This is a genomic window from Chelatococcus sp. HY11, assembly GCF_018398335.1.
Classification (GTDB): domain Bacteria; phylum Pseudomonadota; class Alphaproteobacteria; order Rhizobiales; family Beijerinckiaceae; genus Chelatococcus.
In genome coordinates this window covers 805,229-829,275 of record NZ_JAHBRX010000001.1, presented here as the reverse complement: position 1 = coordinate 829,275, position 24,047 = coordinate 805,229, and the positions used below count along the sequence as shown (strand labels likewise).

Genomic DNA, 24,047 nt, shown 5'->3' with positions numbered 1-24,047 from the left:
CCGCCATGCCGGACGACATCATCCCGCCCCCTCTTCTTTATGGCGATCCGGTCGCCGCCACGCATTTCTCCTTCCTGCGCGGCACCTCGCATCCGGCCGATATGGTCCGGCGCGCCGCCGCGCTCGGCCAGAACGGCATCGGCGTCGCGGATCGCAACACCGTGGCCGGGGTCGTGCGCGCCTATGTGCCGGTGCGGGATGCCGCGCGCGCCTATGCCAAGGAGAATGCTGGCGCCGCCCTGCCCTTCAAGCTCCTGGTCGGCGCCCGCCTTGCCTTCACCGACGGCACACCTGACATCGTCGTCTATCCCGCCGATCGCGATGGCTGGGGTCGCCTCTGCCGGCTGCTCACGGTCGGCAACCGGCGCGGCCTCAAAGGTGAATGCCTCCTCACCCGCGATGACCTCATCGCCGACACGCGCAACCTCCTCCTCATCCTCATGCCGCCGCGCGACATCAGGGCTTGCGCCGACGTGCTGCCCATCCTGGCGGAGGCCGCCCCCGGGGCGCTGTGGCTCGGCGCCACCCGGCCCCAGCGCGGGGCGGACCGTCGGCGCCTCCTCGACCTGAAGGCACTGGCGGCCGTCCATGACGTGCCGCTCATCGCCACCACTGACGCGCTCTATGCAACGCCTGAGGAACGCCCCTTGCAGGATGTGGTCACCTGCATCCGCGAGGGGCTGAAGATCGCCAGCCCCGGGCGCATCCTGGAAGCCAATGCCGAGCGCCATCTCAAGGCGCCGGAGGAGATGGCGCGCCTGTTCCGGGACGTCCCGGAGGCCATCGCCGAGACCCAGCATCTCTTTGCCCGCTCGGATTTCTGCCTGTCGCAGCTCAAATATGATTATCCCGAGGAGCCGGTGCCGCCGGGCAAGACGCCTCAGGGTCATCTGGAGGATCTCGTCTGGCGGCGCGCGGAGCTACGTTATCCCGAGGGCACGCCCGCGAAGGTGGAGGCATTGCTCAAACAGGAACTCGCCTTCATCGCCGAGATGGACTATGCGCGCTACTTCCTGACGATCCACGACATCGTGCGCTTCGCCGATGATAAGGGCATCCTCTGCCAGGGACGCGGCTCGGCCGCCAATTCAGTGGTCTGCTTCATCCTCGGCATCACCAATGTCGATCCCGAACAGATCGATGTGCTCTTCGCGCGCTTCCTCTCCAAGGAGCGTGACGAGCCGCCGGATATCGACGTCGATTTCGAGCATGAGCGACGCGAGGAGGTCATCCAGCATATCTATGAGCGCTATGGCCGCGAGCGCGCCGGCATTGCCGCGACGGTCATCTGCTATCGCCCGCGCAGCGCCATCCGCGAGGTCGGCAAGGTCTTCGGTCTGAGCGAGGATGTCACCGCCGCGCTCGCCTCGACGGTCTGGGGCAGCCATGGCGAGGAACTGCCGGAGGGCCATATCCGCCAGGCCGGGCACCAGCCCCTCAATCCGGAGATCGCGCGGGCTGTCCATTTCGCCAATCGCCTCATGGGCGCGCCGCGCCATCTCTCCCAACATGTGGGCGGCTTCGTCCTCACGCGCGGCCGGCTCGACGAGACCGTGCCCATCGGCAATGCGGCCATGCCGGAGCGCACCTTCATCGAATGGGACCGAGACGACATCGACGTACTCGGCCTGATGAAGGTCGACGTGCTGGCGCTCGGCATGCTCACCTGCATCCGCAAGGCGCTGGTGCTGCTCAAGGATGAGAAGGGCCGAGAGGAATCGCTATCCTCGATCGAGGCTGACGACCAAAAGGTCTACGACATGCTGTGCCGGGGCGATTCGATCGGCCTCTTCCAGGTGGAAAGCCGGGCCCAGATGAGCATGCTGCCACGCCTGAAGCCCCGGGAGTTCTACGATCTCGTCATTCAGGTGGCGATCGTCAGGCCCGGCCCTATCCAGGGCAATATGGTACATCCCTATCTGCGCCGACGGGCCAAGAAGGAAGCTGTTGTCTTCCCCTCGCCGGGGCCGGGCTATCCTCAGGATGAGCTTGAGGATGTCCTAGGCAAAACCGAAGGCGTGCCGCTGTTCCAGGAACAGGCGATGAGGCTCGCCATCGTCGCGGCCGATTTCACACCGGACGAGGCCAATGGACTGCGCCGCGCCATGGCCACCTTCCGCCATGTCGGCACCATCCACACCTTCAAGGCCAAGATGATCGAGGGCATGGTGCGGCGCGGCTATGAGCGCGACTTCGCCGAGCGGTGCTTCGCGCAGATCGAGGGCTTCGGCAGCTACGGCTTTCCCGAAAGCCATGCCGCCGCCTTCGCCCATCTCGTCTATATCTCGGCCTGGATCAAATGCCATTACCCCGACGTCTTCGCCTGCGCGCTCCTCAATTCCCAGCCCATGGGCTTCTATGCCCCGGCGCAGATCGTGCGGGATGCGCGCGAGCATGATGTTGAAGTCCGCGCCGTCGATATCAATGCGAGCCACTGGGACAACACCTTGGAGGCTTGCTCAGGGGGAAAACACGCTTTGCGCCTCGGCCTGCGCCAGCTTGACGGCTTCCAGAAGACCTGGGCAGCGACGCTCGCCAGCCGCCGCGGCATGGGCTTTCCCGATCTTGAAACGCTCGCCCGGCGCACCGCCCTGCCCCGCCGCGCCCTGGAGATCCTGGCTGATGCCGATGCCTGCCGCTCGATAGGCCTGGACCGGCGTGAAGCGGCCTGGGCTGTGCGCCGCTTGCCCGACAGTGTGCCTCTCCCGCTGTTCGCCGCCGCGGATGCGGCCGAACTGGCGGCCGAGCCGGATGTTCACCTGCCAGCCATGCCGCTTCCCGAACATGTCATCGCCGATTATCAGACGGCCCGGCTATCCTTGAAGGCGCATCCCGTCCATTTCCTGCGCCCGCTCTACCGACGTGAGGGCCTCCTCTCCTGCGAGGAGGTGCGACAGAGCCGCAACGGCCTCTGGGCGCGCACGGCCGGGATCGTGCTGGTGCGCCAGCGTCCAGGCCAGGGCAATGTCGTGTTCATAACCCTCGAGGACGAAACAGGCATCGCCAATATCGTGGTCTGGGCCAATCTCTTCGCGCGCTTTCGTGGCGAGGTCATGGGCGCGCGCATCATCGAGGTCGCCGGGCAGATCCAGCGCAGCGAGGACGATGTCGTCCATGTCATCGCCCGACGGCTAACCGACCGCAGCCGCGATCTCGGCCACCTCCGCGAGGGAGAAGACCTTCAGGATGATGGCGCTGTGAGACGGGCCGCACGAACGGGCGGCCACCCGCGCAATGTCCGGATCCTGCCGCGCTCACGCGACTTTCATTGATGCGGGCGCCCCCCCCTCATCCGCCGGAGAGAGGTGAGAGCGGGGATGCGTGGGCCATCAAGTCAGCCGCAACCGCTCTCCCTCTCCCGGCGGGAGAGGGCTGGGGTGAGGGGATAATCCTTCCCCGACAAGCGCTCCCCTCACCCGCGCATGGCAACACGGCTGTAGCCGTGTTGCTCATCAGGAAGGCGCCAAGTCGGCAATACCCGACTTGGGGGCGCGACCTCTCCCCGCCGGGGAGAGGTGAACGCGGGAATGCGCGGGCCATCAAGTCAGCCGCAACCGCTCTCCCTCTCCCGCCGGGAGAGGGCTGGGGTGAGGAGATAATCCTTCCCCGGCAGGCGCTCCCCCTCACCCGCGCATGACAACACGGCTGTAGCCGTGTTGCTCATCAGGAAGGCGCCAAGTCGGCAATACTCGACCTGGCGGGGGCGCGACCTCTCCCCGCCGGGGAGAGGTGAGCGTGGGGATGCGCTGGTGCCCCCACCCGACCTCGCTCACGCGAGGCCACCCTCCCCAAACGGGCAGGGATCAAACCTGGCATGCCATCAAGTCGGCCGCGCGGCGCCAGGAAGGGGATCCAGCCTTCTGCCGTCAGCGTCGAAGAAATGGAGCTTGTCGATGGGGGCCGCGACTTTGAGCTTGCCGCTCTCCGGCACGGCCGCGCGCCCCGGCAGGCGCACGACGATCGGGCCATCCTGGATGCGGGCGTAGAGATAGCTCTCAGCCCCGACCGGCTCCAGCACATCGATGGTCACATCGAAGGCGATGAGGCCGTCAGACCCGGCTTCGGCTGATTTGGCTTCAACGGTGCCGAGATCCTCGGGACGGATGCCGACTGTCACGGCACCGGCCGGCAGAACGCCTTCAAGCGCGGCGCCAACGGCCGAAAGGCGCTCCGGGGCGAGCAGGTTCATGGGCGGCGCGCCGATGAAGCTCGCCACGAAGGTCGTCGCGGGCTCCTCATACACATCGAGCGGTGCCCCCACCTGCTCGATCCTCCCGCTGTTCATGACGACGAGAACATCGGCGAGCGTCATCGCTTCAAGCTGATCATGCGTCACATAGATGCTGGTGACGCCGAGATCGCGTTGCAAGCGGCGGATCTCGACGCGCATCTGGCCACGCAGCTTGGCGTCGAGATTGGACAGAGGCTCGTCGAAGAGGAAGACCTTGGGATCGCGGACGATCGCGCGGCCCATGGCCACGCGCTGGCGCTGGCCACCGGAGAGCTGGCGCGGCCGACGGTCCAGCAGGGAGCCCAGCTCCAGCATGCGGGCGGCCTCGCGCACCTTGCGTTCGATCTCGGCTTTAGGCGTGCCACGGTTGCGCAGACCGTAAGCCATATTGTCGTAGACGCTCATATGCGGATAGAGGGCGTAGTTCTGGAACACCATAGCGATGTCCCGCTCCGCTGGCTCAAGCGCATTCACGACGCGCCCGTCGATCTCGATGGTCCCGGCGGTGATATCCTCGAGCCCGGCGACCATGCGCAGCAATGTGGACTTGCCGCAACCGGAGGGCCCGACGAGCACGCAGAGAGCGCCGTCCGGCACGCTGAGCTCGATGCCCTTCACTGCTTCCATGCCACCTGCATAAACTTTGCGCACCGTCTTCAGAGCAACTGTCGCCATCTTACTTTTCCGTCTCGACAAGGCCCTTCACGAACCAGCGCTGCATCAGCACGACCACGGCCACCGGGGGCAGGATGGCAAAAATCGTCGTCACCATCACCAGGTGCCATTGGGTGTCGGCATCGGCATAGGAGATCATCTTGCGGAGCGCGATGATGATCGTGTTCATATCGTTGCTGTTGGTGACCAGAAGCGGCCAGAGATACTGTGTCCATCCGTAGATGAAGAGGATGACGAAGAGCGCCGCGATATTGGTCCTCGACAAAGGCAGCACGAAATCGAAGAAGAACCGCCACGGCCCCGCTCCGTCCACGCGCGCCGCCTCAAGAAGCTCACCCGGAATGGTCATGAAGAACTGGCGGAACAAGAGCGTCGCCGTCGCCGAGGCCATCAGCGGCAGGGTGAGCCCGGTGTAGGTGTCGATGAGCCCGAGATCCACCATGACCTTGTAGGTCGGCAGGATGCGCACTTCGACCGGCAGCATCAACGTGACGAAGATCACCCAGAAGAACGTCATCCGGAACGGAAACCGGAAAAAGACGATCGCGTAGGCGGACAGGATTGAGATGACGATCTTCCCGACCGCGACCGCGAGCGCCACAATCGATGTGTTGATCAGGAGGCGCCAGACATTGACCCCGCCCACGCGCCCAAGCTCCCCGAACAACGCCTCATAATAATTATCGAGGAAATGGCTGCCCGGCACGAGCTGCAGCGGCGGCCGCAGGATCTGCTGCAACGACAGCGTGGAGGCCACGAAGGTGTAGTAGATCGGGAAAACGACCACGAGGATGCCTACGATCAGCACGGCATGGCTGAGCCAGGATCTCTTTTTCTTGACGCGCTCAGGCATAATGCACCTTGCGCTCGACATAGCGGAACTGGATTGCCGTCAGGGCGATGACGATGCCCATGAGGATCACTGACTGGGCGGCGGAGCTGCCGAGCATCAGATTGACGAAGCCGTCGTTGTACACCTTGTAGACCAGCGTTTCCGTCGCCTTGCCCGGCCCGCCGCCGGTGACGGCGTGGATGATGCCGAAGGTGTCGAAGAAGGCATAGACGGTGTTCACCACGAGCAGGAAGAAGCTCGTCGGCGCGAGCAGCGGAAAAACTATGGTCCAGAAGCGCTTCATCTCGCGGGCGCCGTCCACGGCCGCCGCTTCGATCAAGCTCTTAGGGATAGCCTGTAACCCCGCGACAAAGAACAGGAAATTATAGCTGATCTGCTTCCAGGCCGCGGCCAGGATGACGAGCATCATGGCCTGGTTGCCGTTGAGCAGCGGGTCCCAGTCGTAGCCGGCGCGACGCAACATATAGGCGAAGGTGCCGATGGTCGGGTTGAACAGGAAGAGCCACAGCATGCCGGCGATGGCCGGCGCGACCGCATAGGGCCAGATCATGAGCGTGCGGTAGAAGCCCCTGCCCTTGATCACCTTGTCGGCCATGACAGCCAGCACGAGCGCGATCGCCATGGGGATGAGCGCCGTGGCCACGGAAAAGATGATCGTCGTCTGGACCGAACCGATGTAGTCGGGGTTGCTGAGCACCTGCCGGAAATTGCCAAGGCCGACGAAGGTGGTAGCAAGGCCGAAGGGGTCCTCGCGCAGGGTCGATTGGCGAAGCGCCTGGGACGCCGGCCAATAGAAGAAGACCAGCGTGATGGCGATCTGCGGCAAAAGCAGCAGATAGGGCAACACCTTGTGGGGGAAGATCACTCGTGACGTCACGCGGCAAACCTGGCGGTCGGTGATCGAAAAAAGGCGAGCCGCCCGCGGTTGACCCGCGGGCGGAACAGAGGGACACCGAAGCTACTGACCCAAGGCCTGCTTGATCGCGGCATTGCCGCGCTTCACGGCGCTGTCCAGAGCCTGCTTTGCCGTTTGCTGACCAGCGAGCATCTTCTCGAACTCCTCGTTCTGGATGTCGCGGACCTGCGGCAGGTTGACGAGACGCACGCCCTTGGAATTTTCCGTCGGCGCCTTGCCCATCATCTGCAGGATAGGCGTCTCACGGCCGGGGTTCTTCTCATAGAAGCCCGACTTCTTGGTCGCGTCATAGGCCGCGAGCGTCACCGGCAGATAGCCGGACACCTGATGGAGGCGAGACTGGATATCCGTCTTTGACAGGAATTCGAAGAAAGCTGCCACGCCCTTGTATTCCGCCGGCTTATGACCGGCGAAGACCCACAGGCTCGCGCCACCGGGAGTGGTGTTCTGCGGCGCACCGGCCGCCGCGCTGTCATAAGGTAACTGGCCGATACCGTAATTCATGCCCGACTTGACGATATCCCCCAGGCCACCGGAGGATTCGGTCAGGATAGCGCATTCACCGCTGAGGAAGAGGTTTTTGGCCTCAGACGTCCGCCCGCCGTAGCGGAAGACACCTTCCTTGGCGAGATCCGCCACGGCCTGGAAGTGATTGGCGTAGATCGGCGCGTCGATCTTGAGCTGAACATCAAGGCCGGCGAGACCGTTCTCCTTGGTGCCATAGGGCTGGTTGTTCCAGGCGGCGAAATTCTCGAGGTGAATCCACGTCAGCCATGTGGAGGTATAGCCGCAGGGTGCCGCGCCGCTCGCCTTGATCTTCCGCGCGGCCTCGAACACGTCATTCCAGGTCTTCGGCGGCGCGTTGACGTCAAGGCCCGCCTTCTGGAAGGCGTCCTTGTTGTAATAGAGAATCGGCGACGAGGAGTTGTACGGGAACGACAGCATGGTGCCGTCGGGCTTCGAATAATAGGCGACGATGCCCGGCAGATACTGGCTCTTGTCGAACTTGGCGCCGCCTTCGTTCAGCACCTCCGCCACCGGCTTGACCGCGCCTTCGGCGCCCATCATGACGCCGGTGCCGACGTCAAACACTTGGATGATGTGAGGCGGCTGCTTGGCGCGGAAGGCGGCGATACCGGCGTTCAGCGTCTCGGGATAGGTGCCTTTGAAGACCGGCACCACCTTGTAGTCACTCTGACTTGCGTTGAATTCCTTGGCGAGAGTCTCGACAACCTCATTATTGGCGCCGGTCATGGCATGCCACCAGGAAATCTCGGTGGCCGCGAGCGCTGGGGCCGATACGGTCAGCGCAAGCGCCGCCGCAAAGCCCGGAATGAAACCGCGCAATGTCATGTTCGTCTCCCTTAGATCGGCCACGCGGATGTCCGCCGGCCGCGCCACAGTTCCGTGGTTCTGGACATGACGTTATTTCGATTTCAGTTTTGCGACAATCCGAAGCCTTGGTCTCTCTTGGCCTTGGCGCGTTAGACTTTTGCACGAGAACCGCGTTGGGTATCCGTCGGCAAGGCGAATCCGGAACCCGTCATGGCCGCCGCTGCGCGGTCCGTGCTACGGATGCCCCGACACCCGCGTCGGATGAGCGATCAACCGGCGACTTGCATCACAGGAGATTGTTTCGTGAGTGATTTTCCGGCTCTCGTCAGCACAGCATGGCTTGCCGACAACCTCGGCGCAGCCGATCTCGTGGTCATCGACGGCTCCTGGTATCTGCCGACGGAGGGCCGCGACGCGGATGCCGAATATCAGGCCGGCCACATTCCCGGCGCTGTCCGCTTCGATGTGGATGCGATCAGCGACACCACGTCCAACCTGCCGCATATGCTGCCGAGCCCCGAGAATTTCGCCAAGGCCATGGGGGCACTCGGCGTGTCCGATACGGCGCGCATCGTCGTCTATGACGGCGCCGGCCTCTTCTCCGCCGCGCGCGTGCGCTGGACGCTGAAGGTCTTCGGCGCGGACAAGGTCGCGGTCCTCGATGGTGGCCTGCCGCAATGGAAAGCGGAGAACCGGCCGCTCGAAACCGGGACCGCCAAGCGCGACGCCACGACCTTTAACGTCGCGTTTGACGCCGCCCAGGTCGCGGACGCCGCCCGTGTTCTTGGCAGCCTCACCAACAAGACAGCCCAGGTCGTCGATGCCCGCGCCTCCGCCCGCTTCCGCGGCGACGCGCCGGAGCCGCGCCCGGGCGTGCGCGCCGGCCACATGCCGGGAGCCCGCAACGTTCCCTTCGGCGACCTCATCGAGAATGGCCGGCTCAAGACCCCGGAGGCGATCACCGCCACCTTCGCCAAGGCGGGCGTCGATCTCGATAAGCCGGTGATCACGAGCTGCGGCTCGGGCGTCACCGCGGCTGTTCTGGCGCTCGCGCTGGAGACCGCCGGTAAGCCCGTGGCGGGCCTCTATGACGGCTCCTGGTCGGAATGGGGTAGCCGCGAGGATCTGCCGATCGCCACCGGCGCGGCGGATTGAACTGACGAGGTGACCCGGCACAGGAACGACCCGTGACGCTGACCGCGCGTGACATCGAGGCGCTCGAGCACCGCGCCTTCAACGCCTGGCCGGCACGCCAGTCCGTCATCTCGGGCGGCTGGCTGTTCCGTCTCACCGACGGCTATACCAAGCGCGCCAATTCCGCCAATGCGCTCGTCGCCGGTGCTTCCTTCGCGGGCGTGCTGGCGGCAGCCGAAGCCGTCTACGGCCGGCATGGGCTGCCTGCGGTGTTCCGTCTGTCACCGCTCGCGCCGCCCGAGGCCGACAGGCAACTGGAGGCGGCGGGTTATCGTCATTTCGATCCGTCGATCGTCTTGCGGATGCCGCTTGATGGGGCGCCCGCGAGCTGCATCCGCCTCGGCGCTCCCGACGGCCCCGTCGAGATCACCACGAAGCCGTCCGCCGCTTGGCTTGCCGGTTTCGCCACGGCGAACGAGGTGTCCGCGTCGCGACGGCGAAGCCATGACGGCATTCTTGAATCCATCGCCATGCCGGCCGCCTTCGCGACCCTGCGTGATCGTGGCGAGCCCATTGGCTTCGGGCTGGCGGTCCATGAGCGCGCGGCGGTGGGACTGTTCGATATCGTCGTGGCCCCCGCGCATCGTGGGCGGGGGCATGGTCGCGCGCTGGTCGCGGCCTTGGTGGCACGGGGACGCCAAGCTGGCGCCGACCACGCCTATCTGCAGGTCCGCGCGGAAAATGATGGCGCGCGCCGCCTGTATGATCGCATCGGCTTCCGCGAGGCCTATCGCTACCACTACCGGATCCCCGGCTCGTCCTAAGGGCAATCGACATTCGAGCATTGCCCAAGCGATACCACCGTCATCACCGGGCTTGTCCCGGTGATCCCGATAGGAAAGGCATCTCGATTCATCGGGATGGCCGGGACAAGCCCGGCCATGACGGCCGAGAATGCCGAATGTCGATTGACCTAAAGCATCTCGCCGAAGGCAGGGCCGCCCAAAAATGCTCTTGCCGAGGCCGCCCGGCCACTGGTTACCCCTTGGGAAATTCCAGCCCCATCTCGCGGTAGCGCTCGGGGTCATCGCCCCAATTCTCGCGCACCTTCACGAACAGGAAGAGATGCACATTGGTTTCGGCCGCCTCGGTGATGTCGTGGCGCGCCGCAGAACCGATGGCCTTGATGGTCTGGCCGCCCTTGCCGAGCACGATCTTGCGCTGGCTTTCCCGTTCCACGAAGACAGTCTGCTCGATGCGGACGGAGCCGTCCTTCTGCACCTTCCACTGGTCGGTCTCGACGGTGACCGCGTAGGGTAGTTCATCGTGCAGGCGCTCGAACAGCTTCTCGCGTGTGATCTCGGCGGCGAGCATCCTGAGCGGCGCATCCGAGATCTGGTCGTCCGGATAGAGCCACGGACCGGTCGGCATCCGCCTGCCGAGGCTTTCCCGGAGATGCGCGACGCCGTCACCTGTCAGCGCCGAGATCATGAAAGTCTCGTCGAAGGGGACCTTGGCGTTGAGGTCCGCCGCCAGTTCGAGCAGCGATGTCCGTGGAACGAGATCGATCTTGTTGAGGATCAGGATCTTCGGTTGCCGCAGCTCAGGCAACTTGCCGAGGATGGCGGTGCTCTCCTGATCAAGGCCCTTGCGCGCGTCGAGGAGAAGGGCAACCACGTCCGCATCGCCCGCCCCGCCCCAGGCGGAGGTCACCATCGCGCGGTCGAGGCGGCGCTTTGGCTTGAAGATGCCGGGCGTGTCGACAAAAATGAGCTGCGCGGCATCGTCGATGGTGATGCCACGCACCAGCGCGCGTGTCGTCTGCACCTTCCGCGAGACGATCGACACCTTGGCGCCAACCAGTTGATTGATCAACGTCGACTTGCCCGAATTGGGCGAACCGATGAGGGCGACGAAGCCGCAGCGCGTTGCCTCCTGTCCCGTGTCGTCCGGGCCATCGTTCACCGCGCCGCTCTCGTTCTCAGGTACCATCAGCCGTCCAGATCTGTTCACGCACGAGAAACTCCCGTGCCGCGGCCTGCTCGGCCACGCGTTTCGAGGTGCCCGCGCCTTCGGCCGGCGCCATGCCACGCACCATGACCGCGATGCGGAAGTGCGGAGCATGATCCGGTCCGGACCGGCTGGCAACGATATAGCTCGGGGTTGGCAGTCCGCGCCCTTGCGCCCATTCCTGCAAGGCGGTCTTGGCGTCGCGCAGGGGTCGGCGCGGCGCGTGCAGTCGCTCGCCGAAGGCGCGCTCCACGATGCCCTGCGCTGCCGCCGCGCCGCCATCGACGAAGGCCGCGCCGACGATCGCCTCGCAGATATCGGCGAGGATGGCCGCGTTCTGCTGCGCGCCGGCGGCAATCTCGCCATCACCGAGCCGCACATGGTCGCTCACGCCCCAGGTGGCCGCGACCTCGGCGCAGCTCTCACGACGGACGAGCTCGGCCAGACGGCGCGAGAGCTCGCCCTCCTCCGCATCCGGAAAGGCACGGAATAGCATGTCCGAGACAGCGAGACCGAGCACCCGGTCGCCGAGAAACTCGAGCCGCTGATAAGTCTGCGCCTTGTCGGACGGCACGGCGCTGATATGGGTCAAGGCCTGGACCAGGAGATCGCTACGGCCAAACCGATAGCCGATGCGATCCTCGATGGCGCGCAGACCTGAGTTCTTCGTCTTCATCACTTCACAGGCGTGAACAGCCGGCTCCACCGGACGGTCCAGGGCCACTCCCAGAACTTCCATCCCGAAGCCCCCTCTTCCACCGAGAAGAAGATGACTTCGGCCCGCCCCACGAAATTCTCGAACGGAACGAAGCCGACGACGTTCTCGTCACGGGAATCCGTGGAATTGTCGCGGTTGTCGCCCATCATGAAATAATGGCCCGGCGGCACCTTGTAAGCGTAGGTGTTGTCCCAATAGCCGGTATCACCCTCGCGCTCGATAACCACATGGCTGACACCGTTGGGCAGTGTCTCCATGTAGCGAGGCACCGATACCTCGCGTCCCCAGAGATCCTGGGACTTATAATCCGGCAGCTGCTCGCGCGGCACGATCTTCCCGTTGATGTAGAGCCGCCCGGACATCATCTGGACGGTATCACCCGGCAAGCCGATGACGCGCTTGATGTAATCCGTCGAATTGTCCTTCGGCAGCTTGAAGACGGCGACATCGCCCCGCTGCGGCTCGGAGCCGAAGACCCGGCCGGAGAAAGGCGGCAGGCCGAAGGGGAAGGAATAGCGCGAATAGCCGTAGGCGTATTTCGAGACGAACAGGTAATCGCCGATCAGAAGCGTCGGGATGAGCGATCCCGAGGGAATATTGAACGGTTGAAACAGGAAGGTGCGGACCACCAGGGCGATGAGCAGGGCCTGCACGATAACCTTGACGGTATCCCAGATGCCGCCATCGGCCCGCTTGTTTTCCGCTTGCTTCACTGTGCCCTGATCCATGTCTGGCCTTTCCGCCGATCGGAGCCGGCACGCCGTGTGGTCTACCTTACTGTTCCCGATCCCGCAACGCGACGCATCAACGTCTCGCCGCACGGCGAAAATATGCTTGGGCAGATCTGATCACGCCAACGTGTCACCCGAAACGTGCCTTGCGCAGGGCCGGGCTCGTCCTGCCCTGCTTGTAACCGCTTTGCGGTACTCCGGTTGGAGCATATGGGAAAGGCGCCGGGGTGTTTCCAGCCATGCACCCTGCGCGGACCGACCAGAGTTCACCGGGGCCGCGCCTCGATGATGACGAAAGCCTGGGCCATGGGCGGGTCATCGGTCAACGACACGTGGATGAAAGCCTCGTGGCCGGGTGGCAGCATAGCCGCCAGCCGTTGCGCCGCGCCACCGGTCAGACGCATGGTCGGTTGACCGCTCGGCAGATTGACCACTTCCATATCCCGCCAGAACACACCGCGCGAAAGCCCGGTGCCGAGTGCCTTCGCGCAGGCCTCCTTCGCGGCGAAGCGCCGTGCGTAGGTCGGCGCGCGCGCCCTGCGCGCGTCTGCCTTGGCCCGTTCCCCCGCCGTGAAGATACGGTGGGTGAAGCGGTCCCCGAAGCGCGTAAGCGAACGGCTGATACGATCGATATCGCAGAGATCGGAGCCGATGCCGATGATCATGACGCGGGACGCGCCGCGTCCATGGCCGCACGCATGGTCCGAATGGCCTGATCGAGGCCGACGAAAATGGCATCCGAGATGAGGGAATGCCCGATGTTGAGCTCGGCGATTTCCGGCAGGGCCGCGACGGGCGCCACCGAAGCCACCGTCAGGCCGTGGCCGGCGTGGATCTCGAGGCCGAGCGAGGCGCCATGGCTCGCCGCTGCGGCGAGCCGCTCGATTTCCCTTCCCACACGCCCCGTCTCACCGTCGATGACGGCGTGGCAATAGGTGCCGGTGTGCAGTTCGACGACCGGCGCGCCGAGTGCCGCGGCCGCTTCCATCACAGCCCGCTCGGGCTCGACGAACAGCGACACGCGAATGCCGGCCGCCTTCAGCTCGGCGATCACGGGCGCCAGATGCGCCCGGCCAGCGATGATGTCGAGCCCGCCCTCGGTCGTCCGCTCCTCGCGCTTCTCAGGCACCAGGCAGACAGCGTGCGGCTTCACCCTGAGCGCGATCGAGACCATTTCGGATGTTGCGGCCATCTCGAAATTGAGCGGCAGGGCCACTGCGGCGCGCAGCTCGACGATATCCTCATCGCGGATATGCCGGCGGTCCTCGCGCAGATGTGCGGTGATGCCGTCAGCCCCAGCGGCGGCCGCAACCTTCGCTGCGGCAACGGGACTGGGATAGGAGCCGCCGCGCGCATTACGCAGGGTCGCGACATGGTCGATATTGACGCCGAGCCGCAGATTGGATCGGGCCGTTGTATATATGGACATCGGTCGATAGATCTCACGCGTGAAGGCTTGGACGAATCTGTCGCGCTCCAGTCTCGTCACTTCAGACGTTTATCCCGGTCGCACGGGAACGCCAAAGGTTGAACCGCGGTTCAACCGACGGAGGACCATCGCTGGCTCTGATGCAACGATACGGAAGCCGCTCAGCCTCGCGTGGACGCTGAAGCAGATCGATATATCACGGCAAGAGGACATCGGACGATGGGGCGGCTTTCAGGTTTATCAATTGCAGCTTTATCAGTCCTGGCGCTGTCCGCGATCGCCGGCCCGACCCTTGCCGCAGATCCCTTCGCGGCCCCTGTCAAGGACTGCCGTCCCTGCCGATTCTCGCCGGGCCCCGGCCAGCCAGAGTTCGCGCTGACCTTCGTCTTCACCGGGAGTGGCCAGGAACGGCAACTGACAGCGCTCGAGATCGCCCGCGCGGACGGTGGCCAGCCCCAGCGGCTGCGCATCAACAAGCGTGATGCCGGAGAATTTCCCATCGCCACGGCCGATTTCCCCGACGGCTTCACCCTCGACACGGCCGACATGAATTTCGACAAGCTCGGCGATCTCTCCATCACCACGCAGATCGCGGCCAACAACACGAACGCGCTCTACTGGATCTACCAGCCGGACACGCAGAGCTTCGCGCCGCTGGAACGCCTCAACGATGACGGCATCGAGACGACCTTGACGGTGGGTCCGGACAACCGGCTGGTCGCCCACATTCTCGGCAGCGCGGTCGAATATACGAACTACGACTACGAGGTGACCGGCCATCGTGCCGTCGCGGTGCGCAGCGAGAGCCGCGAGATCGATGGCAATCTCATCATCGAGGTGGTCTCCGATCTCACGACAAACCCCAACAAGGTCGTCAGCCGGATTGTCGTCGGATTCAGCGGCGGCTCCCCCGATCGACAAAGATTCATACGGCAGCTCGATGCGGCGGCAGCGAAGGCGCAAACGCTCTATAAGAATGGAGACGCTGCCGGCGCGGCGACTGTCATGAAGGCCGCGATAGAGGATAAGGAGCTCGGCCTCGTGGTGACGAGCTACCCCGTCACGAATGATGCCGGCGACCTGAAGCTCGCCCGCCAGTTCAACGATTTCGGATTCTACCTCGCCCAGTCGAACCAACTGACACCCGCGATCGCGGTGCTGAAGGACATCACGGACGCCGCCCCCGACCGGACCATCGCCTATCTCAATCTCGGCGATGCCCAATATGCCGCCGGGGAAACGGCGGACGCGCGGGCAAGCTATGCCGAGTTCCGCAAGCGTATGGCGGCGGCCGGCAAATCGGCTGACATTCCGTCACGGGTGGTCGAGCGTCTGCGTTGACCCCGGAGCGCACCGAGCCTGGCCGGCTCGGGTATGCAAGGCGATTGGGGGGCAGGCGCGGCTGTGTACCCGTGCTTCGCGAAAGAGACGCAGGCAGCCCACCGCCGCGATCGCAGCTTGCGTTTCCCACCCTGATGCGCTAACGAGCAGCCTTCGCGTTCGCCTGGCCGGGGGCTGAACGGACGGTGTGGCCTTGAATGAGGCCATGCAAGGGGCATTGCCCCAGCGTCCCGTGTTCCCGCCTTCGAACATTCCGCTCGGGCCTTGGCAGGCTCGAAGGGCTTGGCGCCGGCGGCAACGCGAGGGATGAACAGAAAGGCCAGTCATGCCACTTTACGAGCACGTTTTCCTGGCGCGCCAGGATGTAACGTCGCAGCAGGTCGAGGCCCTTGTCGAGCAGTACAAGGGTATCATCGAAGCCGGCGGCGGTTCGGTTCCGAAGGTCGAGCCGTGGGGCGTCAAGTCCCTCGCCTTCCGGATCAAGAAGAACCGCAAGGCGCATTTCACGCTCCTGAACATCGATGCCCCCCCGGCCGCCGTCGCCGAGATGGAGCGCCAGATGGGCTTGAGCGAAGACGTCCTGCGCTTCATGACGCTGCGCGTCGAGGAGCTCGAGGAAGGCCAGTCGGTCATGCTGCAGAAGCGCGATCGCGATGATCGTCGCGAAGGCGGTGGCCGCTTCGATCGCGAGGGCGGCGGTGGCCGCTTCGATCGTGGAGACCGCGGTGATCGCGGTGATCGTGGCCCGCGCCGCGAACGCTCCAATGACGACGACGCTTCCGACGAGGCTTGATCCATGAGCACGACATCTTCTCCCCGCCGTCCGTTCTTCCGCCGCCGCAAGACCTGCCCGTTCTCGGGCGTCAATGCGCCGAAGATCGACTACAAGGACACGCGTCTGCTCTCGCGCTACATCTCCGAGCGCGGCAAGATCGTTCCTTCGCGCATCACGGCCGTTTCGGCCAAGAAGCAGCGTGAGCTGGCCCAGGCCATCAAGCGCGCACGCTTCCTCGGCCTTCTGCCTTACGTGATCAAGTAAGATACGTTTCGACCGGTCATGGCGTCTCGATCGCCATGACCGTGGACTGCCCGCCGGAGGTGCCGGAGCCGACGTCACGCAAGGCTCTTGTTGCAAAGGCTCCTCATGCTCCGGCTTCGTCGTGAAACATCGCCCCGAACAGACCTGTCCGGGGACAATCCGTTGGGTTGGACCTTGATCCTTCCCTAACCCTGCAGGACGCAGCGGGACAGCAGACGATGGCTACAGCTTTCCTGGTCGGCATTGGCGCCGGCATCGTATCGGCGCTGCTTTTCGCGGTCGTGATCTCCGGATCCGTACTGGCGCTGCTGCTGTCCTACATCGCTCCCCTGCCCATTCTCGTAGCGGCGCTCGGCTGGAATCACCGGGCTGGCCTCATTGCGGTCGCCACGGGCGCCGCGAGCCTCGCCGTGATCTTCGCCCCGACAAGCGGCCTCGCCTACGCCATCGGCATCGGCCTGCCAGCCTGGTGGCTCGGCTATCTCACACTGCTCGCCCGTCCGGGCGAAAACGGACCTGTTTGGTATCCCATCGGGCGGGTTCTCGCCTGGGCCGCCGGCATCGCCGCCGGCGTCACATTCGCGGGCGCCTGGGGGATCGGCGGCAGCTATGCCGACTTCGAGGCAACCATGGGTCGTGCCATCCGCGCGTTTCTCACGATGGAGAGCGCGCCCGGCGGACAGCCGGCCCCCTCGCCCGACGCGCTTGGCCTGCCATCCGGCATAGCTGTGGATGATCTGGTTGACGCCATCATCACGGCGGTTCCGCCGCTGGCGGCCGCCTCCTTCGTCCTGATGCTGACACTGAACCTCTGGCTCGCGGCGAAGACCGTCTCCATATCGCAGCGCCTGCCGCGACCGTGGCCCGCTATCGCCGATACCGCGATGCCGCGCGTGATGCTTCCGGCGCTCGTCGTCGCGGCGGTGATTGCGGTGGTCGGCGGCGGCTTCATCGGCCTCATCGCCACGGCCCTCGTCGGCTCCCTTATTTGCGCCTATGCCCTGCAGGGACTGGCGGCGCTGCATGCGCTCACGCGCGGCAAGCCGGGGCGCCCGTTCATTCTCGGCCTCACCTACGCAGTTCTGGTGATCTTCCTCGTGTGGATCCTGCCAATCCTCGCCCTTTTCGGAATCATCGACACGCTCATGGGACTGCGGGCGCGCCGATCAGGTATCGCGGGCTCCGCCCCTTAAGTCCCGTTTCGTTCGATCCAAAGCATTCAAACGTTCTACAAGGAGACTGACATGGAAGTTATTTTGCTCGAGCGCGTCGCCAAGCTCGGCCAGATGGGCCAGACCGTTCGCGTCCGCGACGGCTATGCCCGCAACTATCTCCTGCCCCAGGGCAAGGCCCTGCGCGCCACGAAGGCCAATGCGTCGCGCTTCGAGGCGCAGCGCGCCCAGCTCGAGGCCCGCAACCTCGAGCTGAAGACCGAGGCGGAAGCCGTCGGCGCCAAGCTCGATGGTGAGAGCGTGCTCATCGTCCGCCAGGCAGGCGAATCCGGCGTGCTCTACGGCTCGGTCTCGCCGCGCGACATCGCCGAGGTGCTCACAGCCGCCGGCTTCAGCGCCAACCGCCAGCAGATCGTGCTGAACGCACCCATCAAGACGCTTGGGCTGCACAGCGTGCCGGTTACGCTGCATCCGGAAGTCGAAGTGACGATCACCGTCAATGTCGCCCGCAGCCCGGAGGAAGCCGAGCGCCAGGCCCGTGGCGAAAGCGTCACGACCCGTGAGGAGACCAACCTCGATGACCTCGGCCTCGAAGTGGGCGCCGCCCTGGCCGAAGCCGCGGGCGACGACGAGTAAGTAATTCGTTATCCTACACAAGCGCTTGGCATGCGCTGAGGTAAAGGGTGCCAGTCCGCTGGCACCCGTTGCGCTTTTTGGCTTTGCTTCTTAGCTTACCCTTATCTGATCACGGCGATCGCGACGGCGACGCTTTGGTGCGACGAGGCGAGTAATGGAAGCATTACTGCGATTTTTGCTTGGTCGGCTTGTTCAGCGAGGGTCTCTCACCCTCTCCATTGCAGACGGCCAACCCATGATTTTCGGCGATGGGACGGGAGATCCCATCCACGCGCGCCTGATTGACAGGCGGGCCACCATTGCCCTCATTCTTGATCCGGACACGGCGCTCGGCGAGCTCTACATGGATGGCCGCCTTGTGATGGAGCGCGGTGACATCGCGGATTTGATCGCCCTTGGGATGATCAACCTCCGCGATACCGGCGAGACCCTCCCCGTCAGGCTACTCCGCGGCTGGCGCAGGCTGCGTCGCGGATTCACCCAGCGGAATATCGCGTCGCGATCCCAACGCAATGTCGCCCATCACTATGATCTCGATGGCAGGCTCTATGCGCTCTTCCTCGATTCGGACAGGCAGTATTCCTGCGCCTATTTCGAGGAACCGGGCTATTCGCTCGATGATGCCCAATTGGCCAAGAAGAGACATCTGGCAGCTAAGCTCCTGGTGGAGCCGGGGCAGAAGGTTCTCGATATCGGCTGCGGCTGGGGTGGGCTCGGGCTCTACCTCGCCGAGCGCTGTGGCGCCAAGGTGACCGGCGTCACGCTTTCGCAGGAGCAGCTGGCGGTCGCGCGCAACCGGGCGACGGAAGGCGGGCTCGGCAATCAGGTCGAATTCCGCCTGCAGGACTATCGCTCACTGACGGAGACTTTCGATCGCATCATCTCCGTCGGCATGTTCGAGCATGTGGGCGTGCCCTATTATAAGGCCTATTTCGAAACGGTCCGGGATCGCCTGGCCGACGATGGTGTGGCGGTGATCCACTCGATCGGACGGATGGGGCCGCCCGGCAGCACGAACTCATGGATCGACAAGTATATTTTTCCAGGTGGCTATATCCCTGCCCTCTCGGAGGTCCTGCCCCACATCGAGAAGGCGGGCCTGGTTGTGACGGACATCGAGATCCTGCGCCTGCATTACGCGGAGACGCTGAAAGCTTGGCGTCAGCGTTTCCACGCGCGCCGGGAGGAGGTTCTAGCCCTCTATGACGAGCGCTTCCTGCGCATGTGGGACTTCTATCTCGCCGGTTCCGAGATGTCCTTCCGCCACGACGGTATGATGGTCTTCCAGGTTCAGCTCGCCAAGCAACAGGAAAGCGTGCCTCTGACCCGGGACTATATCGCCCGCCGGGAGAACGCCCTGCGCGCTCGGGAAGGCAAGCCTCGCGACCTGCGTCTCGCAGGTGAATAATTCGGTGTCGACTCCAGCGCGGAACGAGCCGCACTGTCGGCGCGCTGGTTGCGCGTGGAACAGTCAACGGGCAATCCGGCAACAGTGGACAATATTTATCCGCTGGTTGTGAATCGAGTGAGTTGCGGGACTTCCCCAGCCGTCGCGTAGGCCGACCCTTGGTCCGTGCTAGAGTGAGCGAAGCGACTCACGTGTTAGGGCGGTAAGGTGGCGGTGAATAGTCTGGTAGCGCGGCTTGAGACGGTGAGTGAGGCACAGTTCCGCCTCGCGCCGCATAACATCGATGCCGAGCAGGCGCTCCTCGGGGCCGTTCTCGTCAACAACGATGCCTATTTCCGCGTCTCAGACTTCCTTGAGGCGGAGCACTTCCAGGAGGAGGTGCACCGGCGCATTTATGAAGTCGCGACCAGCCTCATCAAAGCCGGCAAGATCGCGACGCCGATCACCCTGAAGACCTTCCTCGGCGATCAGGATCTCGGCGGCGTCACCATCCCGCAGTATCTGGCGCGCCTTGCCGCCGAAGCCACAACTATCATCAACGCCGAGGACTACGGCCGGACCATCCACGACCTCGCCGTCCGCCGCCGCCTGATCGAGATCGGCGAGGACATGGTCAACGAGGCCTATGATTCGGCCGTTGATGTCTCGCCGCGCGACCAGATCGAGGAAGCGGAGCGGCGCCTCTACGAGCTGGCCGAGACGGGGCGCTACGACGGCGGGTTTCAGAACTTCGCGACGGCGCTGACCGCCGCCGTCGATGTGGCGGCCGCCGCCTACAAGCGGGAAGGCAAGCTTTCGGGCCTCGCCACCGGGCTCCACGATCTCGACCGGATGATGGGCGGCCTGCAGCCGTCGGACCTCGTCATCCTCGCCGGCCGCCCCGCCATGGGCAAGACCTCGCTCGCCACCAACATAGCCTTCAACATCGCCAAGGCCTATCGCGGCGAAAAGCAGCCCGACGGCGCCGTGAAGACCATGAATGGCGGCATCGTCGGCTTCTTCTCGCTGGAAATGTCGTCGGAGCAGCTCGCCAATCGTATCATCGCCGAACAGGCGGGCATTCCCTCCTACAAGATCCGGCGCGGCGACATCCGCGAGGATGAGTTCTACAAGATCAGTGATGTCGCGCGTGAGATGCAGACCATTCCGTTCTACATCGACCAGACGGGCGGCCTGTCGATCGCCCAGCTCGCCGCCCGCGCGCGCCGCCTGAAGCGCCAGCGTGGCCTTGATCTTCTCGTGGTGGACTATCTGCAGCTTCTCTCCGGCTCGTCCAAGAAGGGCGAAAACCGTGTGCAGGAACTCACCGAGATCACCACCGGCATGAAGGCCCTGGCCAAGGAGCTCGCCGTGCCGATCGTGGCGCTGTCGCAGCTCTCGCGTCAGGTCGAGTCGCGCGACGACAAGCGGCCGCAACTGTCGGATCTGCGCGAATCGGGCTCAATCGAGCAGGATGCCGACGTGGTCATGTTCGTCTATCGTGACGAATATTATCTCAAGAACAAGGAGCCCAAGATGGGCACCGAGGAGCACTTCAAGTGGCAGGCCGAGATGGACCAGGCCCACGGCAAGGCCGAAGTGATCATCGGCAAGCAGCGCCATGGTCCGACCGGCACGGTCCAACTCTCGTTCCAGGCTGATGTGACCCGCTTCGGCAATCTGGCGCAGGAAGATCACCTGCCTGAGCAATACTGACGGTGGGCGCGCCGCGCCAACATCCGCTGAGATGAGGTTCCCCTCATTGTGACCGCTTCCGCTTTCCCCGATGCTTCCCTCGCCGGTGTCCGTGAGCCAGACGCCGGCGCCCTGCTGACCATCGACCTCAAAGCCCTTGTGAAGAACTGGCGCACGCTCGCCGGAGAGGCGCCGGACGCGGAATGCGCCGCGGTCATCAAGGCCGATGCCTACGGGATAGGTCTGGAGCAGGCGGCGCGCGCGCTCACGGATGCGGGCTGCACGACGTTCTTCGTCGCCCATCTCAGCGAAGCCGAGCGCTTCCGCTCCGTCAACAGCGCCGCGACCCTTTACGTGCTCAACGGCCTCCTGCCGGGAACCGCCGCGCATTTCGCCGCGATCAACGCCCGACCGGTTCTCGGTTCGCGCGAGGAAATCGAGGAATGGGGCGCCTATTGCGCCGCCGTCGGGAGCAAACTGGCCGCGGCGGTCCATATTGATACCGGCATGAACAGGCTTGGCCTACGGCTGGACAGCGCGACGAAGCTTGTCAGTGAGACCACGCTGATGGAAACCTTCATGCCGACGCTGGTGATGAGCCACCTGGTATCCGCCGAGGTTCCGGCGCTGCCGGTCAACGCCAGGCAGGTCAAGGCGTTCCAGGCCGCGCGTGCCCTCCTTCCCGGCGTCCCCGCCTCGCTCTGCAATTCGTCAGGGATCTATCTGCCGGAGCGGCCGCATTACGATCTACTGCGCCCGGGCTACGCGCTCTATGGCGGCAATCCGCGCCCGGGGCGGGACAATCCCATGGCGCCCGTCGTCCGGCTCGCGGCCAGGATCATCCAGATCCGGACGGTGCCGGACGCGGAAACCGTCGGCTACAGCGGCCATTGGACAGCGGAAGGGCGTCGGCGGATCGCGACGGTGAGCCTCGGCTATGCCGACGGCTTCCTGCGCAGCCTCAGCGGCACCAACCTGAAACCCGGCGGCGACGCTGTCGTCGGTGGCATCCGATGCCCGATCGCCGGCCGAATCTCCATGGATCTCGTCACCCTCGATATCTCGGCGCTCGCCGAGGACGCGGTGAAGCGGGGCGACTACGCCACCTTCATAGGGGACGGCATCAGCATCGACGAGGTCGGCGCGCGCGCCGGCACGATCGGCTATGAAATCCTCACCAGTCTCGGCCACCGGTTCGCGCGGCGCTACAAGGGGCTGGAAGACTAGTGGCGCGTGGGGCGGTCAGCTACATCTGCCAAAGCTGCGGCGCGGTCTACAACCGCTGGCAGGGCAAGTGCGACGCTTGCGGGGCTTGGAACACGCTGGCGCAGGAAGCCTCCGGCCCGCCCGTGCCCGTTCCGGGCGCGAGCCGCGCGGCGGCGCGCGGCAAGGGACGCATCTTTCCGCTGGAGGGTCTGCAGGGCTCCAGCATGGATGCGCCACGGGTGCCGTCCGGGATCGGCGAGCTCGATCGGGTCACCGGCGGCGGCTTCGTGCCCGGCTCGGTCATTCTCATCGGCGGAGATCCCGGCATCGGCAAGTCCACGCTGCTGACCCAAGCCAGCGCTGTCATGGCCCGAGCCGGCCACCGTGTCGCCTATATCTCCGGTGAAGAAGCGGTCGCGCAGGTGCGCCTGCGCGCGGAGCGGCTCGGCCTCAACGACGCGCCCGTCGAGCTCGCGGCCGAGACCCATGTCGAGGACATCATCGCCACCCTGTCGCATGGGACGGTGCCACGCCTCGCCATCATCGATTCGATCCAGACCATGTGGACCTCGAGCGTCGAGGCGGCGCCCGGCACCGTGACGCAGGTCCGCGGCAGCGCGCAGGCGCTCATTCGCTTCGCCAAGACCACCGGCACGACCGTCATCCTGGTGGGCCACGTCACAAAGGACGGCCAGATCGCGGGTCCTCGCGTCGTCGAGCACATGGTCGATGCCGTCGTCTCCTTCGAGGGCGACAGCGGCTACCACTTCCGCATCCTGCGCGCGGTGAAGAATCGCTTCGGCCCGACCGACGAGATCGGCGTGTTCGAGATGACGGGGCGTGGGCTTGCCGAGGTGTCGAACCCCTCCGCGCTCTTTCTGTCCGGCCGGGATCTCTCCGCGGCCGGCACCGCGGTCTTCGCCGGAATGGAGGGGACCCGGCCCCTGCTCGTCGAAATCCAGGCGCTGGTCGCGCCATCGAGCCTTGGCACCCCGCGCCGCGCGGTCGTCGGCTGGGATCCGAGCCGGCTGTCCATGGTGCTTGCGGTGCTGGAAGCTCACGGCGGGTTGAAGCTCGGTCAGCACGACGTCTATCTCAATGTCGCCGGTGGCCTGAAGATCACCGAGCCCGCGGCCGATCTCGCGGCGGCTGCCGCGCTCGTTTCCTCGCTCGCGGGCGTCGCTCTGCCTTCGGATACGGTCCATTTCGGCGAAATAGGCCTGTCCGGCGCGGTGCGGCCGGTATCCCAGGCTCAGGCGCGCCTTAAGGAGGCCGCGAAGCTCGGGTTTCATCGCGCCGTGGCCCCGCCGCCAGCGCGCGACCAGGGCGAGAAGGCGCCGCTCGACGTGATGTCGGCGGGTCACATCGTCGATCTCGTGGCGCGCATCGCGGCCGGCGGACAACGCGACCGGCGCGATCAGCGTCTTTCCAAAGGTTAACAAGTTTTATTGGACAGAGCTTTGCGAGAGGTGACGACCGCCGTAACGCGAGCTATACCAACCTGATAGTACGTTACGCCCCCGTACACCCGCCCTGATT

At 64.8% G+C, this 24,047-nt stretch carries 21 protein-coding genes; 12 read left to right on the top strand and 9 right to left on the bottom strand.

Translation table 11 applies throughout. The features are described from left to right. The first annotated feature begins 5 nt into the window (after positions 1-5). Positions 6-3,272, top strand: coding sequence for an error-prone DNA polymerase (locus tag KIO74_RS04070; protein WP_213330767.1), 3,267 nt, complete (start codon positions 6-8; stop codon positions 3,270-3,272). Between the two features lie 548 nt (positions 3,273-3,820). On the opposite strand, the gene KIO74_RS04065 is transcribed toward KIO74_RS04070, so the two are convergent. The 4 genes from KIO74_RS04065 to ugpB all read right to left on the bottom strand — a co-directional run bounded on the left by KIO74_RS04065 (position 3,821) and on the right by ugpB (position 8,028). Next, positions 3,821-4,906 (bottom strand): sn-glycerol-3-phosphate import ATP-binding protein UgpC, encoded by a 1,086-nt coding sequence (locus tag KIO74_RS04065; RefSeq protein WP_213330765.1) that lies wholly within the window; start codon positions 4,904-4,906, stop codon positions 3,821-3,823. Between the two features lies 1 nt (position 4,907). Then, on the bottom strand, positions 4,908-5,759 hold the full coding sequence (gene ugpE / locus KIO74_RS04060; protein ID WP_213330764.1) for a sn-glycerol-3-phosphate ABC transporter permease UgpE: 852 nt from the start codon (positions 5,757-5,759) through the stop codon (positions 4,908-4,910). Then, on the bottom strand, positions 5,752-6,636 hold the full coding sequence (gene ugpA, locus KIO74_RS04055) for a sn-glycerol-3-phosphate ABC transporter permease UgpA (RefSeq protein ID WP_213330762.1): 885 nt from the start codon (positions 6,634-6,636) through the stop codon (positions 5,752-5,754). Before ugpA ends, ugpE begins: the two co-directional genes overlap by 8 nt. A gap of 81 nt (positions 6,637-6,717) precedes the next feature. Then, the gene (gene ugpB / locus KIO74_RS04050) at positions 6,718-8,028 is read right to left on the bottom strand and encodes a sn-glycerol-3-phosphate ABC transporter substrate-binding protein UgpB (protein WP_213330760.1); all 1,311 of its coding nucleotides are present in this window, start codon (positions 8,026-8,028) and stop codon (positions 6,718-6,720) included. A 285-nt stretch (positions 8,029-8,313) separates the two neighbouring features. Here ugpB and sseA point away from each other — a divergent pair, with 285 nt between their 5' ends. Both sseA and KIO74_RS04040 read left to right on the top strand, forming a co-directional pair. Beyond that, positions 8,314-9,165, top strand: a complete 852-nt coding sequence (gene sseA, locus KIO74_RS04045) for a 3-mercaptopyruvate sulfurtransferase (RefSeq protein ID WP_291978770.1) — start codon at positions 8,314-8,316, stop codon at positions 9,163-9,165. A gap of 32 nt (positions 9,166-9,197) precedes the next feature. Continuing rightward, the gene (locus KIO74_RS04040) at positions 9,198-9,968 is read left to right on the top strand and encodes a GNAT family N-acetyltransferase (RefSeq protein WP_213330756.1); all 771 of its coding nucleotides are present in this window, start codon (positions 9,198-9,200) and stop codon (positions 9,966-9,968) included. Between the two features lie 214 nt (positions 9,969-10,182). Here KIO74_RS04040 and era read toward each other — a convergent pair whose 3' ends face one another. From era to KIO74_RS04015, 5 genes are all read right to left on the bottom strand, one after another. Further along, entirely contained in the window at positions 10,183-11,136 is a 954-nt protein-coding gene (era, locus tag KIO74_RS04035) for a GTPase Era (protein ID WP_213330754.1), read from the bottom strand. Beyond that, positions 11,126-11,830, bottom strand: coding sequence for a ribonuclease III (rnc, locus tag KIO74_RS04030; protein ID WP_213330752.1), 705 nt, complete (start codon positions 11,828-11,830; stop codon positions 11,126-11,128). Before rnc ends, era begins: the two co-directional genes overlap by 11 nt. Then, complete coding sequence (lepB, locus tag KIO74_RS04025; RefSeq protein WP_213330750.1) at positions 11,830-12,600, bottom strand: signal peptidase I; 771 nt, start codon at positions 12,598-12,600, stop codon at positions 11,830-11,832. Before lepB ends, rnc begins: the two co-directional genes overlap by 1 nt. Before the next feature lie 269 nt (positions 12,601-12,869). Further along, a complete protein-coding gene (acpS, locus tag KIO74_RS04020; RefSeq protein WP_213330748.1) occupies positions 12,870-13,268 on the bottom strand; it encodes a holo-ACP synthase in 399 nt (132 codons plus the stop codon). Next, positions 13,265-14,032, bottom strand: coding sequence for a pyridoxine 5'-phosphate synthase (locus KIO74_RS04015; RefSeq protein WP_213330746.1), 768 nt, complete (start codon positions 14,030-14,032; stop codon positions 13,265-13,267). The genes acpS and KIO74_RS04015 overlap by 4 nt, the downstream gene beginning before the upstream one ends. Positions 14,033-14,251: 219 nt before the next feature. Between KIO74_RS04015 and KIO74_RS04010 the strand changes: the two genes are divergently transcribed. The 9 genes from KIO74_RS04010 (at position 14,252) to radA (ending at position 23,947) form a co-directional block, all read left to right on the top strand. Then, a complete protein-coding gene (locus KIO74_RS04010) occupies positions 14,252-15,373 on the top strand; it encodes a tetratricopeptide repeat protein (RefSeq protein WP_213330744.1) in 1,122 nt (373 codons plus the stop codon). 325 nt (positions 15,374-15,698) lie between these two features. Next, positions 15,699-16,166, top strand: a complete 468-nt coding sequence (rpsF, locus tag KIO74_RS04005; protein ID WP_213330742.1) for a 30S ribosomal protein S6 — start codon at positions 15,699-15,701, stop codon at positions 16,164-16,166. Between the two features lie 3 nt (positions 16,167-16,169). After that, a complete protein-coding gene (gene rpsR / locus KIO74_RS04000) occupies positions 16,170-16,412 on the top strand; it encodes a 30S ribosomal protein S18 (protein ID WP_110375350.1) in 243 nt (80 codons plus the stop codon). A gap of 218 nt (positions 16,413-16,630) precedes the next feature. Continuing rightward, positions 16,631-17,605, top strand: coding sequence for a DUF2232 domain-containing protein (locus tag KIO74_RS03995; RefSeq protein ID WP_213330739.1), 975 nt, complete (start codon positions 16,631-16,633; stop codon positions 17,603-17,605). Positions 17,606-17,656: 51 nt separating this feature from the next. Continuing rightward, positions 17,657-18,220, top strand: a complete 564-nt coding sequence (gene rplI / locus KIO74_RS03990; RefSeq protein ID WP_213330737.1) for a 50S ribosomal protein L9 — start codon at positions 17,657-17,659, stop codon at positions 18,218-18,220. Positions 18,221-18,374: 154 nt separating this feature from the next. After that, complete coding sequence (locus KIO74_RS03985; protein ID WP_213330735.1) at positions 18,375-19,628, top strand: cyclopropane fatty acid synthase; 1,254 nt, start codon at positions 18,375-18,377, stop codon at positions 19,626-19,628. 207 nt (positions 19,629-19,835) lie between these two features. Then, entirely contained in the window at positions 19,836-21,323 is a 1,488-nt protein-coding gene (locus tag KIO74_RS03980) for a replicative DNA helicase (RefSeq protein WP_213330733.1), read from the top strand. Positions 21,324-21,371: 48 nt separating this feature from the next. Further along, positions 21,372-22,529, top strand: coding sequence for an alanine racemase (gene alr, locus KIO74_RS03975; RefSeq protein ID WP_213330731.1), 1,158 nt, complete (start codon positions 21,372-21,374; stop codon positions 22,527-22,529). Continuing rightward, positions 22,529-23,947, top strand: coding sequence for a DNA repair protein RadA (radA, locus tag KIO74_RS03970; RefSeq protein ID WP_213330729.1), 1,419 nt, complete (start codon positions 22,529-22,531; stop codon positions 23,945-23,947). The genes alr and radA overlap by 1 nt, the downstream gene beginning before the upstream one ends. Positions 23,948-24,047 lie beyond the last annotated feature (100 nt).

Coding starts and splice junctions, on each gene's coding strand:
- rpsF (WP_213330742.1), top strand. CDS start 15,699: ATGCCACTTTACGAGCACGTTTTCCTGGCGCGCCAGGATGTAACGTCG.
- KIO74_RS03995 (WP_213330739.1), top strand. CDS start 16,631: ATGGCTACAGCTTTCCTGGTCGGCATTGGCGCCGGCATCGTATCGGCG.
- rnc (WP_213330752.1), bottom strand. CDS start 11,830: ATGAAGACGAAGAACTCAGGTCTGCGCGCCATCGAGGATCGCATCGGC.
- KIO74_RS04070 (WP_213330767.1), top strand. CDS start 6: ATGCCGGACGACATCATCCCGCCCCCTCTTCTTTATGGCGATCCGGTC.
- KIO74_RS03985 (WP_213330735.1), top strand. CDS start 18,375: ATGGAAGCATTACTGCGATTTTTGCTTGGTCGGCTTGTTCAGCGAGGG.
- rplI (WP_213330737.1), top strand. CDS start 17,657: ATGGAAGTTATTTTGCTCGAGCGCGTCGCCAAGCTCGGCCAGATGGGC.
- era (WP_213330754.1), bottom strand. CDS start 11,136: ATGGTACCTGAGAACGAGAGCGGCGCGGTGAACGATGGCCCGGACGAC.
- rpsR (WP_110375350.1), top strand. CDS start 16,170: ATGAGCACGACATCTTCTCCCCGCCGTCCGTTCTTCCGCCGCCGCAAG.
- ugpB (WP_213330760.1), bottom strand. CDS start 8,028: ATGACATTGCGCGGTTTCATTCCGGGCTTTGCGGCGGCGCTTGCGCTG.
- ugpE (WP_213330764.1), bottom strand. CDS start 5,759: ATGCCTGAGCGCGTCAAGAAAAAGAGATCCTGGCTCAGCCATGCCGTG.
- lepB (WP_213330750.1), bottom strand. CDS start 12,600: ATGGATCAGGGCACAGTGAAGCAAGCGGAAAACAAGCGGGCCGATGGC.
- acpS (WP_213330748.1), bottom strand. CDS start 13,268: ATGATCATCGGCATCGGCTCCGATCTCTGCGATATCGATCGTATCAGC.
- KIO74_RS04065 (WP_213330765.1), bottom strand. CDS start 4,906: ATGGCGACAGTTGCTCTGAAGACGGTGCGCAAAGTTTATGCAGGTGGC.
- KIO74_RS04015 (WP_213330746.1), bottom strand. CDS start 14,032: ATGTCCATATATACAACGGCCCGATCCAATCTGCGGCTCGGCGTCAAT.
- KIO74_RS04010 (WP_213330744.1), top strand. CDS start 14,252: ATGGGGCGGCTTTCAGGTTTATCAATTGCAGCTTTATCAGTCCTGGCG.